Source organism: Xenorhabdus sp. PB30.3, assembly GCF_963895965.1.
GTDB classification, from domain to species: domain Bacteria; phylum Pseudomonadota; class Gammaproteobacteria; order Enterobacterales; family Enterobacteriaceae; genus Xenorhabdus; species Xenorhabdus stockiae.
The window spans coordinates 26,447-43,722 of record NZ_CAWQMW010000123.1; the positions used below are offsets into that span (position 1 = coordinate 26,447).

Consider the following 17,276-nt stretch of genomic DNA (forward strand, 5'->3'; position numbering starts at 1 on the left):
TCAAATAGAATTTCATTAAGTGATGTTCCAGACTTTAGAGCCTATAAAATAGGCTCTAATCAATTACTGCTTGCTGAGTTCAGTCAGCATTGCGTTGATCATCCGTGTGGATTCCTGTGCCGCGACAACCAGAAACTCATCAAAGCTAATATGAGATTCCTGATCTGCAACGTCAGAAATAGCGCGAACAACAACGAAAGGCACTTTATATTGATGACAAACATGACCAATAGCTGCGGCTTCCATCTCAACCGCTGCAACGTTCGGGAAAGTCGCCCGGATACGTGCCAGTGGTTCTGAACCGTTGATAAAGGCATCGCCACTGCAAACCAGACCACGGACGGCGTTCAGTTCCAGAGACTGAATACATTTTTCAGCTAAAGTAATTAATTTTTCATCAGCAATAAATGCGGCAGGGCATTGCGCCATCTGGCCCGGTTCATAACCAAAAGCGGTAAGATCAGCATCGTGGTAACGTACTTCTTCAGATACCACAATATCACCCACTTTCAGTTTCGGATCCAGACCGCCTGCTGAACCAGTGTTAATTACGATATCCGGCTGACAGTGTTCAATTAACAGAGTAGTGCCAAGTGCGGAAGAGACTTTACCGATACCGGATTTCAGCAAGGCGATATCAACACCATTCAGTTTACCGGTATAGATCTCACATCCACCGCGCGACAATGTTTGCAGACCTTCGATCTGGTCGCGTAACAAAGTCACTTCCTGTTCCATTGCACCTATTACACCTACTTTCATGTGTCATACTCTCTTTTGTTATTAGTTTGTGCCTATTCATATATACCCTATGGATTTCGAGTTGCATCGCGGCGGCGAGGGAACACATCCCCGGGAGCATAGAAAACTATGTGACTGGGGTGAGTGAGCGTAGCCAACAAAGAGGCAGCTTGAAAAACGACGGGTATAGGCCTGATTAATGTGGCAGTGTATCATTATATAATCGCCTGCCGGAGGTTCCGACCATAAATAATCATATCATTCGATATGGGGGGATTGATGCCTAAGATTGATTTCAAGCAAAAACTGAATTTTCAGCGTAAGTACAGAAACGCTTCCATCCCTGATGCTAATGAAGATCAGATAAACCGGCAGTTTGAAAGTGATCGCGGGCGGATCATCAACTCTGCGGCTATCCGGCGGTTGCAGCAGAAAACGCAGGTGTTTCCGCTGGAGCGTAATGCGGCGGTGCGCAGCCGGTTAACGCATTCACTGGAAGTGCAGCAAATTGGTCGTTATATCTCTAAAACGATTATTGCCGAACTGACTAAACAGAATTTGCTGGAAAAATATGGGCTGAGTGAGCGTCTGAGTGCTTTTGAAAGCCTGATTGAGATGGCTTGTCTGATGCATGATATCGGTAATCCCCCGTTTGGTCATTTTGGTGAGGCGGCGATTAAGGACTGGTTCTCCCGCCGGTTAGATCCTGACTATTTACCTGAGACTGAATTACCTGAGACCGAACAGGCCAATCGGCAGGATAATTGTCAGGTTGCAGCACTGTGTTTGAGTGGAGAAGAGAAAAAAGATCTGTTCCGACGCCAGTTGAGGATGGATCTATGCCAGTTTGAAGGAAACGCGCAGGCTATCCGGCTGGCACACAGTCTGCTTAAACTGAATCTGACGTATGCTCAAATCGGCTGTATTCTCAAATATACCTGTCCGGCTTATCGTCTCGAAGAATCTCCGGGAGAATTCAGTTACCTGATGAAGAAAAAAGGCTATTACTGGTCAGAAGATTGTTTTATCCGTGAATTAAAGAAAGAGCTGCAATTGGGAGATTTCTGCCGTTTTCCACTGACCTATATTATGGAAGCTGCCGATGATATTTCTTATTGTATCGCTGATCTGGATGATGCGGTTGAGAAAGGTATTTTTAATGTTGAGCAGCTGGTGGAATACCTGAAACAGGAATGGAAAGAGAATGGTGGTCACCATAAAGGCGATTTGTTCGAATCGACGGTAATTCAGGCTTATAAAAAAACAACCAATAATGAAGCCCGCCGCAATATCCACGAACAATTTTTTATGTATTTACGGGTATTTATTACCGGTAAATTAGTCCCTTATACGGCACAGCGTTTTATTGAGCATTTACCGGAAATTTATGCCGGAACTTTCAATTATGCTTTACTGGAAGCCAACGGCGAAGAGCACCGTTTACTGAGTACCTTAAAGAGCGTGACGCGCAAACGGGTATTCAATCACCCGGAAGTGGAAGAACTGGAATTACAGGGCTACCGGATTATTACCGGTTTGCTGGATGTTTATAGCCCGTTACTGGAACTATCCCGAGAGGATTTCTGGGAGTTACATCAGAATAACTTCCACACAAAATACTTTATCGAAACCCGCCTGTTACACAAGCTTTCAACTAAACACCGGCTGGCTTATAACGAAGCGGTAGAGGGAATTATTGCCACTGACGAAACTGAAAAAGACGTGATCGAATTTTACTATCGGGCACGTCTGATTCAGGATTACATTAGTGGCATGACAGACCATTATGCTTATGAGGAGTATCGCAAGTTTATGGTATCGAAGTGAGTGCTCTGGCGGCTCTCAGTATGTCAGGAGCTGCCGCAATAACATGGTCGATTTCGTCAATAAACTCCAGTAGTTCAGGCTCTAAATCAGCCAGAGAAATATTCTGCTTTAACTGTTTTTCGATCAGTTCGCAAATCATCTTTAATTTAGGTACGCCGTTATAGCAGCAACTGCCGTGCAGCTGATGAACATGATGCAAAAACTGTTTACGGTGGGCTTCACCTTCCACGGTCAATGCCTGCTCAATTCTTGTTTTCATCTCCGGCAGAGATTGCACCAGCATTGCCAGCATTTCCAGCGCCAGTGATTCTTTGCCGGCGGTTTGCTGTAAAGCCAGTTTCCAGTCTATGGCTTGTGGTTTTTTGGTTGGACTATACTGATGCAGTAAGTCTTTTAAGCGAGCCTCATCCAGTGGTTTAGACAAACAGTCGATAAAAGGAGAATGTCCCTGATTGCAGGTTTCATCGCAGATAAAAGCGGTGACAGCAACAATGGGGGTTTGTTTATGTTCCGGCAATTGATGAATTTGCTCTGAAGTCTGGATTCCATCCATATCTGCCATCTGAATATCCATCAGGATGAGATCCAGAGAATGTTTTTTCGCCATTTTCAGGGCTTCCATACCACTGCTGCACAGAATAGTGTTATCCACTTGTTCGCTTAAAAGTGTGCCGATTAATTTCAGATTAGCCGGATTATCATCGACAGCCATAACCGTCATAGGCAGGCGGAATGACGAGTGGGGCTGAGATAAATGTGCAGGCACTGAATCTAACAGGAACTCCTCTTTTTCCAGCCAGATATCAAAATAAAAGACCGTCCCTCTGGTGGGTTCACTGATGAAATCGATTTCTCCGTCCATTTCATTAACCAGTCGCTTGGTAATGCTTAACCCTAACCCTGTGCCGCCGTAATGACGTGTAATGCTGGCATCGGCCTGATTGAATGCCTGAAACAGAATGGGGCGGTACTCTGATTTAATACCAATCCCGGTATCAGTTACGGTAAAATCGATTTGCACCATATGGTGCCTTTGCTGGCGCAGCTTTATTTCCAGTGTGATATTGCCCTCATCTGTGAATTTAATCGCATTGCCAATTAAGTTAGTGAGTATTTGCTGCAAACGGATGGGATCACCAATCATCAGGTTTGGTAGCTGGTCATCGATATAGTGGTGCAGGGGAAGATTTTTCGCACTGGCAGAAGGTGTCAGTAATTCGATCACCTCATTGACGGTATCACGCAGTAAGAAAGGTATTTGATCTAATATTAGTTTATTGGATTCCAGACGAGAAAAATCCAGAATGTCATTGATGATTTTCAGCAGATTGTTGGCGGAACGTTCAATGACATGAAGATATTCTGCCTGTTGATAGGTTATCGGTGTTTTCAGCATCTGGCGGGTAAAACCGATAACACCGTTAAGCGGGGTTCGCAGTTCATGAGACATATTCGCCAGAAATTCGGTTTTTATCCTGACTGCTTCCTGTGCCCGTTTTTTAGCGATAGTCAGTTCCACATTTTGAATTTCCAACTGTTCCATTGTAATTTGTAGGTCAGAAGTCGCCTGATCGATATGCAACTGCATTTCGTCTTTATATTTTGACAGCGATTCCGCGACGGTATTAATCCCATTCTGAAGTGCGGATAACTCGCCCGGCATGGCTCCCGTTACTCGTGTATTCAACTGCCCCTGCCGGATACGGTTAACGGCTTTGACCATACATTCCAGAGGCTCTGTAACTTTACGCACCAGAATATGGGCAAACAATGCCGTTCCGCCGAGGCAGAGGATCAGCAAAATGATAGAGGTTGCAATCTCCTTGTATTGCTGGAGTTGAGCGGCCCGTAAATCCAAATCAATGGCGATATAACCGATGGGGACGGGTTTATGTGGTGTTTCCGGCCACCCGTTAGAAGCGCTGCTTTCCGAGATAATCGGCATTTTCAGGATAATGCTGTTGCTGTCTTCTTCTTTAGTCAGTGTTGTCGGAATAGGATCATTCGGCCTGAGTCGCAACAGGTTGACATCATATTTATCATTGGAAATTTCGAACAGCTGATGGTGTTCATCAAAAATTGCAATGGCCATAACGATTTCAGAATTCCGGCGATGGAGGCGATTTATCAGTGATTTTACGCCCTTACTGTTATCCAGATTTATTCCTACCTCGCTGGCAATGGACAGAGGCTCAATAATGCTGATCCCACTGCGGACTATCAGGCTCTTCAACTCATAATAGCGGTATGAGATAAATGATATACTCACAAGTGTTCCGACCAATAAGACAGGAACCAAAATCAGGCTCATCATACGGGTGCGCAGGCTATATTTGGTCATAAGCATCCATTGTGGGAAAATCAAAACTCAATTTTTCAAAGTCAGTCAGAATCATGGTGCAATTTTACTCCCCAAATCGCCGCTCCGTAAACCGAAGCATTATTTCCGTTACCGCAGACAATCTTGATGCTCAGGGGCAGGGTATTGCCCGCCATCAAGGAAAAACGATCTTTATTCCGGGGTTACTGCCCGGTGAGCAGGCGCAAGTTCAACTGACAGAAGAGAAACGCCAGTTTGCTAAAGCCAAAGTGGTAAAACGTTTATCAGACAGCCCGTTTCGTGTGAATCCGCGCTGTCCACATTTCAAAATGTGCGGGGGTTGCCAGCAGCAGCATGTCGCACCTGAGTTACAGGCAAAAACGAAAGCCAGTGTACTGGAACATCTGATCCAGCGGGAGACTGGTATCAGTATCAGCGCGCAGCCCATTATTCACAGCCCTGAGTATGGGTATCGGCGCAGGGCAAGGCTTGGCCTGCAATATCAGGCCAGACAGGGTCAATTAGTGATGGGATTCCGTCAGAGCCAGACCAATGATTTGGTGGATATCGGACATTGCCCGGTCATGCACCCTGAACTGGAAAAATTATTGCAGCCTCTATCCCTGTGTTTAAACAGCCTGAAAGTGGCGAAACGACTGGGACATGTTGAATTAGTGCTGGCAGATAATGGCCCGTTAGTTGTTTTACGTCATCTAGCCCCCATAAAGCATGAAGATAAAGAAATACTGCGGGCTTTTGCGAAGCAAAATCAGGTGATGATTTATCTGGCTGGCGATGAAACTCCTCTTGAGCCGTTGTCTCCTGAAGAAGAGCAATCTGAGCCGTGGTATCAGGTGGATGGTTTAAAATTAGTATTCAGCCCGCAGGATTTTATTCAGGTGAATGATGCGGTTAACCAGAAAATGGTCGCTCAGGCCCTTTCATGGCTGGATTTGCAGCCGGAAGACCGCGTACTGGATCTCTTCTGTGGTATGGGAAATTTCACTCTGCCAATAGCGGCTAAAGTTCAGGCGGTTGTTGGTGTGGAAGGCGTTGCGGCATTGGTTGCAAGCGGGCAATATAATGCTCGGTTAAATGGGCTTAGTAACGTCAATTTTTTCCACGAAAATCTGGAATCGGATATCCATCAGCAGCCGTGGGCCGCACAGGGCTTCAATAAAGTATTATTGGATCCCGCTCGTGCAGGTGCTGCTGGTGTCATGTCACATATAGTAAAACTGGCCCCTGAAAAAGTGGTTTATGTTTCTTGTAATCCCACAACCCTAGCGCGGGACAGCAAAGTTCTGCTGGAGGCCGGTTATCATCTTGTCAGTGTGCGGATGCTGGATATGTTTCCGCACACCGGTCATCTGGAATCTATGGCTTTATTCAGCCGAGAGCCGATGACTATCGAGTAGGGAGAAATTATGGTTGCAGTAAGAAGTGCTCATCTCACACCGGCAGGTGAATTTGCTGTCGATAAGTGGATTGCGAGTTTAAATATTGTTAATCCACAATCCAGTGAAAAATTAGCCGAAACATGGCATTACTGTCACGAAAAAGTTCAGAATCACCCTAATGCCGAGTTGCTATTGTGGCGTGGGGTTGAAATGGTGGAAATTCTGTCCACACTGAGCATGGATAATGACAGTATGCGTGCGGCACTGCTTTTTCCCCTTCTTGATGCCCGTCTACTTAACAGCGAAACTGTGACAGAAACGTTTGGTCAACCCATCGTGGATCTGGTTCATGGTGTGCTGGAAATGGATGCTATCCGCCAGTTGAAAGCCACGCATACCGATGCTACCTGCTCAGTGCAGGTGGATAATGTACGCCGGATGTTGTTGGCAATGGTAGAAGATTTCCGCTGTGTGATTATTAAACTGGCGGAGCGGATCGCCTACCTGCGGGAAGTTAAGGATGCGAGTGAAGATGAACGGGTATTGGTTGCAAAAGAGTGCTCCAATATTTATGCACCTCTTGCCAACCGTTTAGGGATTGGTCAGTTAAAGTGGGAGCTGGAAGATTTCTGCTTCCGCTATCTGCATCCCGATGAATATAAAAAAATTGCCCAACTTTTACATGAGCGCAGGATTGACCGCGAACAATACATCGAAAAATTTATCACGACGCTGCGCCGTTATATGCTCAAAGAAGGGATTTCGGGAGAAATTTACGGGCGTCCCAAACATATTTATAGCATCTGGCGCAAGATGCAGAAAAAATCGCTGGCGTTTGATGAGTTGTTTGATGTGCGTGCCGTGCGCATTGTCGTTGAACGTTTGCAGGATTGCTATGCTGCATTGGGAATAGTGCATACTCACTATCGCCATTTGCCGGATGAGTTTGATGATTACGTTGCCAATCCGAAACCAAACGGTTATCAGTCAATCCATACTGTGGTGTTGGGGCCAAACGGTAAAACACTTGAAATCCAAATCCGCACCCGCCAGATGCATGATGATGCTGAACTGGGTGTGGCTGCTCACTGGAAATATAAAGAAGGTACGGCGATTGGCGGGGGTAAATCCGGCAGCTATGAAAGCCGGATTGCATGGCTGCGGAAACTGATCGCATGGCAGGAAGAAATGGCCGATACCGGAGAGATGCTGGATGAAGTCCGCAGTCAGGTATTTGATGATCGTGTTTATGTTTTCACGCCAAAAGGCGATGTGATTGATTTACCGACGGGTTCAACACCGCTGGATTTTGCCTATCACATTCACAGTGATGTCGGTCATCGCTGTATCGGGGCGAAAATTGGTGGTCGCATTGTACCATTTAGTTATCAGCTCCAGATGGGTGATCAGATTGAAGTTATTACCCAGAAACAACCGAACCCAAGCCGTGACTGGCTGAATCCTAATCTTGGCTATGTCACGACCAGCCGTGGGCGGGCTAAGATCCACAACTGGTTCCGTAAACAGGATCGCGATAAAAACATTATTGCCGGGCGCCAGATGCTGGATAGTGAACTGGCACATTTGGGTGTCACAGTTAAAGAAGCAGAAAAAGAGCTGATCGCCCGTTATAACGTGAACTCGCTGGAGGAAGTGCTGGCAGGGATTGGTGTCGGTGATATCCGAATTCACCAGCTGGCGAATTTCCTGCAAAGCAAATTTAATAAAACTACAGCGGAAGAGGCAGATCGGGAAGCGCTCCGTACTTTAGAAAGCAAGACGTTTACTCCTCGTAACAATAAAAAAGATAATGGTCGGGTTGTTGTGGAAGGGGTAGGTAACCTGATGCACCATATCGCCCGCTGCTGCCAGCCGATTCCGGGGGATGAGATTACCGGATTTATTACACGCGGACGCGGTATTTCCATCCATCGCGCAGATTGTGATCAGTTAACTGAACTGGAAGCAAGTGCGCCAGAACGTGTGGTGGATGCGGTATGGGGAGAAAGTTACTCCAGTGGTTATTCTCTGGTGGTGAGAGTACTTGCCAACGATCGCAGCGGATTATTGCGTGATATCACCACAATCCTTGCTAACGAAAAAGTGAATGTATTAGGTGTCAGTAGTCGCAGCGATGTGAAGCAGCAACTGGCCACTATCGATATGAACATTGAGATTTACAACTTGCAGGTGCTGGGTCGGGTTCTGGCAAAACTGAATCAACTGCCTGATGTGATTGAAGCCAGACGTCTGCATGGAAATTAAACAGTTATGGATAAAGTAAATACCACGGTAGTTGCAAGTATGACTGATAGTATGAAAAGCATTGAAAGACTGAAAGAGATTATGGCGCAGTTGCGCCATCCTCAGCACGGTTGTCCGTGGGATAAGGTACAAACTTCGGCTACCATTGCACCTTACACGCTGGAAGAGACTTATGAAGTCATCGATGCCATTGAGCGCAATGATGCCAATGCCCTGAAAGAAGAGTTGGGCGACCTGCTGTTCCATATTGTGTTTTATGCCCAAATGGCGCAGGAAGAACAACAGTTTGATTTCGATGATATCTGCGAAGCTGTCTGTAACAAACTGGAACGCAGGCATCCACATATTTTCAATCAACAGGCAGGTATCAGCAGTGAAGAAGCTATCGGTAGCTGGGAGCAGCGCAAAACCGCAGAACGAGCGGAAAAAGACCAGCACTCCGTTCTGGATGATATTCCTGCCAGCCTGCCGTCACTGATGAAAGCCTATAAAATCCAGAAACGCTGTGCTTCTGTCGGGTTTGACTGGGATACCGTCGGCCCGGTGTTAGATAAAGTTTATGAAGAAATTGACGAGGTGATGGATGAAGCTAAACAGGCAGTTGTGGATGATGAGCGCGTAGAAGAAGAGCTGGGTGATTTGTTATTTGCGGTAGTTAACTTATCCCGTCATTTGGGGCATAAACCTGAAATGGCACTCCAGAAAGCCTGCCAGAAATTCGAAAATCGTTTTCGCAATGTTGAAAAGCTTATCCTCGATAGTGGATTAACAATGGAAACTGCCACATTAGAGGAAATGGATAAAATGTGGGAACAGGTGAAAAAGCAGCAGGTTTAGGAGTAGATACATGTTTGTCGTAACACTCACATATATAAAACCATTAACGGAAGTTGAGCATTTTTTGGAGGAACACCGTATCTTTCTGGATACGTGTTACCTGAAACGTCATTTTTTAGCTTCAGGACCAAAAGAGCCAAGAAATGGAGGCGTTATTTTAGTTAACTCCATGAGTCGGAAGGAGCTTGATACTTTGTTAGAAAGTGATCCGTTCTATCGCGAAAATATTGCTGAATATTCAATCATTGAATTTCATCCTGTAAAGTTTGATGCTTGTCTATCTGACTTTATCCGCAGTTAACGCTTTCCCTATAAATAGGGTATGTAAAATTCCGGTTTATGTTGATATAACCGGACTTTTTTTGATCTGGGCAGTGATTAATTTCTCCTGGAAATTGCTACACTTAAATAGATAAAGGAGATATGGTTTGTAGCGCATTTAAGGTTAGGGTATACTGCTTTCCCGTCCTGTTATATTCATCATCCTTTTAAACCTAAACTTTCAGGTTCAGCATGAAAACTAATTATATTTTTGTGACCGGCGGGGTCGTATCCTCTCTGGGTAAAGGCATTGCCGCAGCCTCTTTGGCGGCCATACTCGAAGCCCGTGGACTCAATGTCACCATTATGAAACTGGACCCGTACATCAACGTTGATCCAGGTACAATGAGCCCAACCCAACACGGGGAAGTTTTCGTAACCGAAGATGGCGCTGAAACTGATCTCGATTTAGGTCATTACGAACGTTTCATTCGAACCAAAATGACTCGTCGCAATAACTTTACGACGGGTCGTGTTTATTCTGAAGTTCTGCGCAAAGAACGCCGTGGCGATTATCTGGGCGCAACTATTCAGGTTATTCCTCATATCACTAACGAAATCAAAGACCGCATCATCCGTGGCGCAGAAGGCTATGATGTTGTGCTGGTGGAAATCGGCGGTACTGTCGGTGATATCGAATCCCTGCCATTCCTTGAAGCCATTCGTCAGATGGCAGTAGAAGTAGGCCGTGAGAACACGCTGTTTATGCACCTGACTCTGGTGCCTTATATGGCAGCAGCCGGTGAAGTGAAAACCAAGCCTACTCAGCATTCAGTGAAAGAACTGCTTTCCATTGGTATCCAGCCTGATGTTTTGATCTGCCGTTCAGATCGCATTATTCCGGCTAACGAGCGGGCAAAAATCGCTCTGTTTTGTAACGTACCAGAGAAAGCAGTTATCTCTTTAAAAGATGTTGATTCTATTTATAAAATCCCGGCCCTCTTGAAATCTCAGGGCTTAGATGATTATATTTGTAATCGATTCAGCATCGAACGCCCGGAAGCGGATCTGTCCGAATGGGAACAGGTCATTTATGAAGAAGCTAATCCGTCGGGCGAAGTGACCATCGGTATGGTGGGCAAATATATCGAATTGCCGGATGCTTATAAATCCGTGATTGAAGCACTGAAACACGCTGGTCTGAAAAATCGTCTGACCGTCAACATCAAACTGATCGATTCTCAGGATGTTGAAACCCGTGGTGTTGAAATACTGAAAGGTCTGGATGCCATTCTGGTGCCGGGCGGCTTCGGTGGCCGTGGTATCGAAGGCAAGATTATGACAGCACGTTATGCCCGTGAAAACAAAGTCCCTTATCTGGGAATTTGTCTGGGAATGCAGGTTGCTCTGATTGAATTTGCGCGCAATGTTGCGGGCATGGAAGGGGCTAACTCGACTGAGTTTGAACCTGAATGTAAGTTACCGGTTGTAGGTCTGATCACCGAATGGCGTGATGAGAACGGCAACGTTGAAGTACGTAGCGAAGAGAGTGATCTCGGCGGAACGATGCGTGTTGGTGGCCAGCTGTGCCGTCTGACTGAAAACAGTCTGGTGCGTAACCTGTATGGTCAGGACGATATTATCGAACGTCACCGCCATCGTTACGAAGTGAACAACTTATTGTTGAAACGCATTGAAGATGCAGGCCTGCGTATTGCTGGTCGTTCAATCGATAATAAGCTGGTGGAAATTATTGAGAACCCAAATCACCCGTGGTTTGTGGCATGTCAGTTCCATCCTGAATTCACTTCAACGCCTCGCGATGGCCATCCGTTATTTGCCGGTTTCGTTGAAGCCGCAGGCAAATACCAGAAAAGCCAGATGAAATAAGATATAGGGCGATTGATGGAGTTTTTTTGAGTGACCATCAATTGCCCGGAATTTAACTTGTACTGAGGAAAACCTAATGTCCAAAATCGTTAAAGTGCTCGGCCGTGAAATCATCGATTCCCGTGGTAACCCAACGGTAGAAGCGGAAGTACATCTGGAAGGCGGCTTTGTAGGTCTGGCTGCGGCACCATCAGGTGCATCAACAGGTTCCCGTGAAGCATTGGAACTGCGTGATGGTGATAAGTCCCGTTTCATGGGTAAAGGTGTACTGAAGGCAATTGCTGCGGTAAATGGCCCGATTGCGCAGGCTCTGGCTGGTCAGGATGCGAAAGATCAGGCGAATATCGACAAAATCATGATCGAGCTGGATGGAACTGAAAATAAATCCAACTTCGGTGCTAACGCGATTTTGGCTGTTTCTCTTGCAAATGCTAAAGCGGCAGCAGCGTCAAAGGGTATGCCTCTGTACGAGCACATTGCTGAACTGAACGGTACTCCGGGTCGATTCTCTATGCCTCTGCCAATGATGAACATCATCAACGGTGGTGAGCACGCTGATAACAACGTAGACATTCAGGAATTCATGATCCAGCCAGTAGGTGCGAGCACGCTGAAAGAAGCAGTACGCATCGGTTCTGAAGTTTTCCATAATCTGGCAAAAGTTCTGAAAGCAAAAGGCATGAACACTGCAGTGGGTGATGAAGGTGGTTATGCACCAAATCTGGAATCCAACGCAGCTGCTCTGGCCGCTATCAAAGAAGCGGTAGAACAAGCGGGTTATGTACTGGGTAAAGACATCACTCTGGCGATGGACTGCGCAGCTTCTGAATTCTATAACGAAGAAACGGGTAACTATGAACTGAAAGGCGAAGGTAAAACTTTCACTTCTCAGGAGTTCACTCACTATCTGGAAGGTCTGACCAAAGAGTATCCAATCGTTTCTATCGAAGATGGCCTGAACGAATCTGACTGGGACGGCTTTGCTTACCAGACTAAAGTTCTGGGTGATAAAATCCAGCTGGTTGGTGACGATCTGTTCGTAACTAATACCAAGATCCTGAAAGAAGGTATCGAAAAAGGTATCGCTAACTCCATTTTGATTAAATTCAACCAGATAGGTTCTCTGACCGAAACTCTGGCTGCAATCAAAATGGCAAAAGAAGCAGGTTACACAGCGGTTATCTCTCACCGCTCAGGTGAAACTGAAGATGCAACCATTGCTGATCTGGCAGTAGGTACTGCGGCGGGTCAAATCAAAACAGGTTCAATGAGCCGTTCTGACCGCGTTGCTAAATACAATCAGCTGATCCGTATCGAAGAAGCGCTGGGCAACCGTGCTCCTTTCAATGGTCTGCAAGAAGTTAAAGGTCAGGCATAATTGCTGATTTGCTTCAATAAATAGTAATTTTATTTATGATTTGGCGAAAGAGTTATACCCTTTCGCCTTATTCTTCTTTTCTTTCTCTGCCGGATAATAGATAATTATTCAGGTAACTCAAAAACCAGAAATGTGACATAACTCCATAAAATATGCTGTTTTTTTGCTCTTTTAATTATTAATTAAGCAAATCTCGCGTAGCAGATCCCAAAATCGCACACCTCGTATTTTATTTATCGTTCAGACTCCTTATTATTTCACATGTAATGTAATTCTTTAACATTTAGAGCAATGATTCATTAATTATTATTTATACATTACGGAGTTATGTTTCATTGTTGTATGGAGTCTTCATGGACGCTTCAGAATCTTTAACCCCAGCGGTCGGGCCGATGCCCTCAAATAAAAGAGGCTTTATTATTCTTGCGCTGGATATCATCTTGCTGATTGCTTTGCTGAAGTTTTTGCCTTATAGCGAAAAAGCAAATGCAGGTTTGGCATTGATGGCATTTGTCGGCGTGTTATGGCTTACCGAAGCTATTCACGTCACAATTACTGCACTGTGTATTCCAATTCTGGCGGTTGGAATGGGATTGATGAATACCGGTGACGCGCTGAAATCTTTTGCAAACCCAATTATATTCTTATTTTTTGGTGGATTTGCACTGGCGACAGCGCTACATATCCAAGGTCTGGACAGACTGATAGCCAACCGTCTTCTGCTGATTGCCCGTGGACGTTTGTCAGTGGCGGTGATGCTGATATTTGGTATCACAGCTCTGCTTTCTATGTGGATCAGCAACACGGCAACTGCTGCAATGATGTTGCCGCTTATTCTGGGTATTTTGGCCAATCTGGATGTACGTACCGAACGTAATACATTTGTCTTTGTGTTACTGGGTGTAGCGTATAGTGCCAGTATTGGCGGTTTGGGGACTTTGGTCGGCAGTCCGCCTAACGCAATTGCTGCGGCGCAGCTGGGCATGGATTTTGTGACATGGATGAAATATGGCGTACCAATGGTGATTATTCTGTTGCCGGTTATGGTCATGCTGATGTACATCATGTTGCGTCCGAATCTGAATCATAAATTTGATCTGGAACTTGAGCATCTGGAATGGAATGGTAAACGTGTTATCACCATGTTTATTTTCCTGCTGACAGTTGTGTGCTGGATTTCCAGCTCTATCATCAGTGATGCTCTGGGTGGCATTAAAGATCTGGATACCATCATTGCGGTGAGTGCGGCTATTCTGATTGGTATCACTGGTGTATCAACATGGTCACAGATCCAAAATAACACTGAATGGGGCGTGTTGATGCTGTTTGGTGGCGGCCTGACATTAAGTGCTGTCCTGAAAAACTCTGGTGCCAGTGAAGTGATGGCAAATGGTATGGCGACAACATTTGGTTCAAGCCCGTGGTTTGTGATCATTGTTGCTATCGCAGCATTCATTATCTTCCTGACGGAATTTACCAGTAATACAGCCAGTGCAGCGCTGCTTGTTCCTATTTTTGCCACAGTTGCAGAAGCTTTAGGAATGCCGGTGATTGTGCTGACTATGATTATTGGTATTGGTGCATCCTGTGCATTCATGCTGCCTGTAGCAACACCACCGAATGCGATTGTTTATGGCTCCGGCTATATCAAGCAGACGGAAATGGTACGTGTGGGTATCGTATTGAACTTGGCATGTATCGCAATTATTTCTGTCGTTGCCTGGTTCTTCTGGATTTAATTGATATTCATAGCAAGAAAAATGAGGATGCCGGTTGGCATCCTTTTTTTTTAGGAAAAAATATTTCTGCTGATTAATTTCTGTATGTATTGAAAGTGTACATAAAAGATTTATAATTGTACGAAACATATACAGTTAAGGAGAATGATCATGCCTCAGATTATTGTGGAAACCAATGAGAGGATCTCATTACGCATTAGTACCGATGCGAAATCTTTGCTGGCACGTGCAGCAGCAATTCAGCAAACTAATTTAACTGATTTTGTCGTTAGTCATGTATTACCTATTGCTAAAAAAGTTGTCGAAGATGAAGAGCGAATGCATTTAACTGAACGTGATAGCAAACTTGTAATGGAGTTACTGGATAACCCCCCAGAACCAAATGCTAAATTGTTGGCAGCAGCTTTCGCCATGCCGGAGAGAAAGTAATGTTTAGCGATTGGCATGAGGAAGCCATTAGCAAACATCATAATCGTGCGGCGTTTGATTGCGGTGATGTCCAGTTAAACCAGTATCTACAGCGCCATGCACGACAAAATCATGAGAAAGGTGCAGCAAAAACTTTTCTGGCCATTGATAATCGTGATCCCACACGGATTCATGGTTTTTATTCTGTCAGCCCTGCTTCACTTCTTTATGAACGAACTCCTGATGTAATTACATCGGGGCTTGGCAGATATGATGTTCCAGTATTTCGATTAGGTCGGCTAGCTGTCGATAAGTCTATTCAGGGGCAGGGTGTTGGAGGTCAATTACTGTTATCGGCAGGGCGACGTTGCTTACAGGCAGCGATGCAGGTTGGTGGTGTGGCAATGCTGATAGATGCGAAAAACGATGATGTATGCAGTTGGTATAAAGGATATGGTGCAGTGCCATTGAATGATGAGCCACTTACACTGGTATTACCGCTCAAAACCATTTATGCAACGTTGTCAGTCTCTGGAAAACTCTAAAATCAATCGACTCCTTTTACGGAGCGATTGATTTTATATTACGACTTAATCTTCTTTGGTACTGATGTAGATATTTTTAACTTCAGTATAGGCATCCAGAATCATTTTATGCGTTTCCCGCCCAAGTCCTGATTTCTTATAGCCGCCAAATGGTGTGTGAGCCGGAAGTTCATGGTAGGTATTAATCCATATACGGCCTGCCTCAATGGCTTTTGCGACACGCAGGGCACGGTTGATATCCTGTGTCCAGACTGCTCCCGCCAGACCATATTCTGAATCGTTAGCCATTTCCACAACTTCGTCTTCATTACTGAAAGGAATGACACAAAGCACTGGCCCGAAAATTTCCTCCTGAGCTACCCGCATATTATTAGTGACATTGGTAAGGATCGTTGGCTGGACAAAGAAGCCATCGTCATAACCTGCACCAGTAATGCGTTTACCACCGGTAAGAATGGTCGCACCTTCCTGTTTAGCGAGGTCAATATAGCCCAGAATCGTATTCATCTGCTCTTCACTGACCTGACAGCTCATCTCTGTGGCCGGATCCATCGGGTCACCGACGCGGATAGATTCAAAGACGGTTTTTAATGATTGCAGGAATGAATCATAGATATCTTTATGCAGGAATAGACGAGCACCAGACTCACAAGCCTGCCCCTGATTCAGCAAAATAGCGTGGGCTGCACATTTGACCGCTTTTTTCATATTGGCATCAGGGAAAACGATATTGGCAGATTTGCCTCCCAGCTCGAGCGTCGCGGGAATAAGTCTTTTAGCGGCGGCAGCGGCAACGTTGTAACCGACTTCTGTTGAGCCTGTAAAGGCTACCTTGTCAATGCCTTCATGATCGAGGATAGCCTGACCAACAACAGAGCCACGGCCTGTGACGATATTGACAACGCCCGCAGGAAGAACCTGATTAATGATACGGCCTAGTTCTAACAGCGTGATAGGCGTCAGGCTGGCCGGGTTGATAACGATAGTATTACCCGCCGCCAGAGCAGGAGCAATTTTCCAGGCTGCCATCAGCAGAGGGAAGTTCCAGGGAATAATTTGACCAATGACACCTATTGGCTCTCTGATAACCAGACTGAGAGTATTTTCATCAATGACATCAGATGCATCAGAGTGAGCACGGATCACACCAGCAAAATAACGGAAGTGATCGATAGCGAATGGGATATCAAAATTACGGCATAAAGATTGTGTTTTACCCCCATCTAAGGTTTCCAGGGTGATAAAACGTTCTGCTTCAGCTTCCAGTAAATCGGCAATTTTCAGTAGGAGGGATTGCTTTTTTTCAGCTGAAGTTTTTCGCCATGCCGGTAAAGCTTTTTTTGCCGCCCGGACAGCCAGTTCAACATCCTGAGCATTTCCTGCTGCATATTCAGTTAGTAGTTCTCCGGTTGCCGGGTTATAGCTTTTCATGGTTTCTTTTGAAGTGCTATCTACCCATTCGCCGCCAATCAGCATTCTATAAGATTTGGCAGGTAATAATTCTGTTGCGATATCATGTAACTTCTTCATTATATTCTCCAGATACTTTGATTTTTGGTATGCTAAACCATATATTCAAAAAAATTATTGAGCCTATTCTTAATTTTGGATTTAAATATATAAGGCCTGTATCAATAAATAAGAGAGTGATGTTTATATTTTAAC

At 45.2% G+C, this 17,276-nt stretch carries 13 protein-coding genes; 10 read left to right on the forward strand and 3 right to left on the reverse strand.

Annotation, left to right across the window (positions count from 1 at the left end):
* Positions 1–63 precede the first annotated feature (63 nt).
* Positions 64–762, reverse strand: a complete 699-nt coding sequence (mtnN, locus tag AACX38_RS09810) for a 5'-methylthioadenosine/S-adenosylhomocysteine nucleosidase (protein WP_099109962.1) — start codon at positions 760–762, stop codon at positions 64–66.
* Between the two features lie 258 nt (positions 763–1,020).
* Between mtnN and dgt the strand changes: the two genes are divergently transcribed.
* Entirely contained in the window at positions 1,021–2,568 is a 1,548-nt protein-coding gene (dgt, locus tag AACX38_RS09815) for a dGTPase (RefSeq protein WP_228864112.1), read from the forward strand.
* Here dgt and AACX38_RS09820 read toward each other — a convergent pair.
* Positions 2,552–4,909, reverse strand: coding sequence for an ATP-binding protein (locus tag AACX38_RS09820; RefSeq protein WP_099122440.1), 2,358 nt, complete (start codon positions 4,907–4,909; stop codon positions 2,552–2,554). The genes dgt and AACX38_RS09820 overlap by 17 nt on opposite strands.
* Before the next feature lie 53 nt (positions 4,910–4,962).
* Here AACX38_RS09820 and rlmD point away from each other — a divergent pair, with 53 nt between their 5' ends.
* The 9 genes from rlmD (at position 4,963) to AACX38_RS09865 (ending at position 15,611) form a co-directional block, all read left to right on the forward strand.
* A complete protein-coding gene (rlmD, locus tag AACX38_RS09825) occupies positions 4,963–6,306 on the forward strand; it encodes a 23S rRNA (uracil(1939)-C(5))-methyltransferase RlmD (protein ID WP_228864113.1) in 1,344 nt (447 codons plus the stop codon).
* A 9-nt stretch (positions 6,307–6,315) separates the two neighbouring features.
* A complete protein-coding gene (gene relA / locus AACX38_RS09830; RefSeq protein ID WP_228864114.1) occupies positions 6,316–8,553 on the forward strand; it encodes a GTP diphosphokinase in 2,238 nt (745 codons plus the stop codon).
* Between the two features lie 6 nt (positions 8,554–8,559).
* The gene (gene mazG, locus AACX38_RS09835; protein ID WP_370630629.1) at positions 8,560–9,390 is read left to right on the forward strand and encodes a nucleoside triphosphate pyrophosphohydrolase; all 831 of its coding nucleotides are present in this window, start codon (positions 8,560–8,562) and stop codon (positions 9,388–9,390) included.
* Between the two features lie 10 nt (positions 9,391–9,400).
* Positions 9,401–9,691 carry a YciI family protein gene (locus AACX38_RS09840; RefSeq protein ID WP_228864115.1) on the forward strand — a complete coding sequence of 97 codons (291 nt, stop codon included), beginning with the start codon at positions 9,401–9,403 and terminating at the stop codon, positions 9,689–9,691.
* Positions 9,692–9,903: 212 nt separating this feature from the next.
* A complete protein-coding gene (pyrG, locus tag AACX38_RS09845; RefSeq protein WP_099122443.1) occupies positions 9,904–11,541 on the forward strand; it encodes a glutamine hydrolyzing CTP synthase in 1,638 nt (545 codons plus the stop codon).
* 76 nt (positions 11,542–11,617) lie between these two features.
* Positions 11,618–12,919: a phosphopyruvate hydratase gene (gene eno, locus AACX38_RS09850; RefSeq protein ID WP_099122444.1), complete on the forward strand. Its 1,302-nt coding sequence runs from the start codon at positions 11,618–11,620 to the stop codon at positions 12,917–12,919.
* Positions 12,920–13,272: 353 nt separating this feature from the next.
* The gene (locus tag AACX38_RS09855; RefSeq protein ID WP_099122445.1) at positions 13,273–14,658 is read left to right on the forward strand and encodes an SLC13 family permease; all 1,386 of its coding nucleotides are present in this window, start codon (positions 13,273–13,275) and stop codon (positions 14,656–14,658) included.
* A 150-nt stretch (positions 14,659–14,808) separates the two neighbouring features.
* On the forward strand, positions 14,809–15,087 hold the full coding sequence (locus AACX38_RS09860; RefSeq protein WP_099122446.1) for a type II toxin-antitoxin system TacA family antitoxin: 279 nt from the start codon (positions 14,809–14,811) through the stop codon (positions 15,085–15,087).
* Entirely contained in the window at positions 15,087–15,611 is a 525-nt protein-coding gene (locus tag AACX38_RS09865; RefSeq protein WP_228864116.1) for a GNAT family N-acetyltransferase, read from the forward strand. The genes AACX38_RS09860 and AACX38_RS09865 overlap by 1 nt, the downstream gene beginning before the upstream one ends.
* A gap of 45 nt (positions 15,612–15,656) precedes the next feature.
* Here AACX38_RS09865 and AACX38_RS09870 read toward each other — a convergent pair whose 3' ends face one another.
* Entirely contained in the window at positions 15,657–17,141 is a 1,485-nt protein-coding gene (locus AACX38_RS09870) for an aldehyde dehydrogenase family protein (RefSeq protein WP_228864117.1), read from the reverse strand.
* Positions 17,142–17,276: the final 135 nt, after the last annotated feature.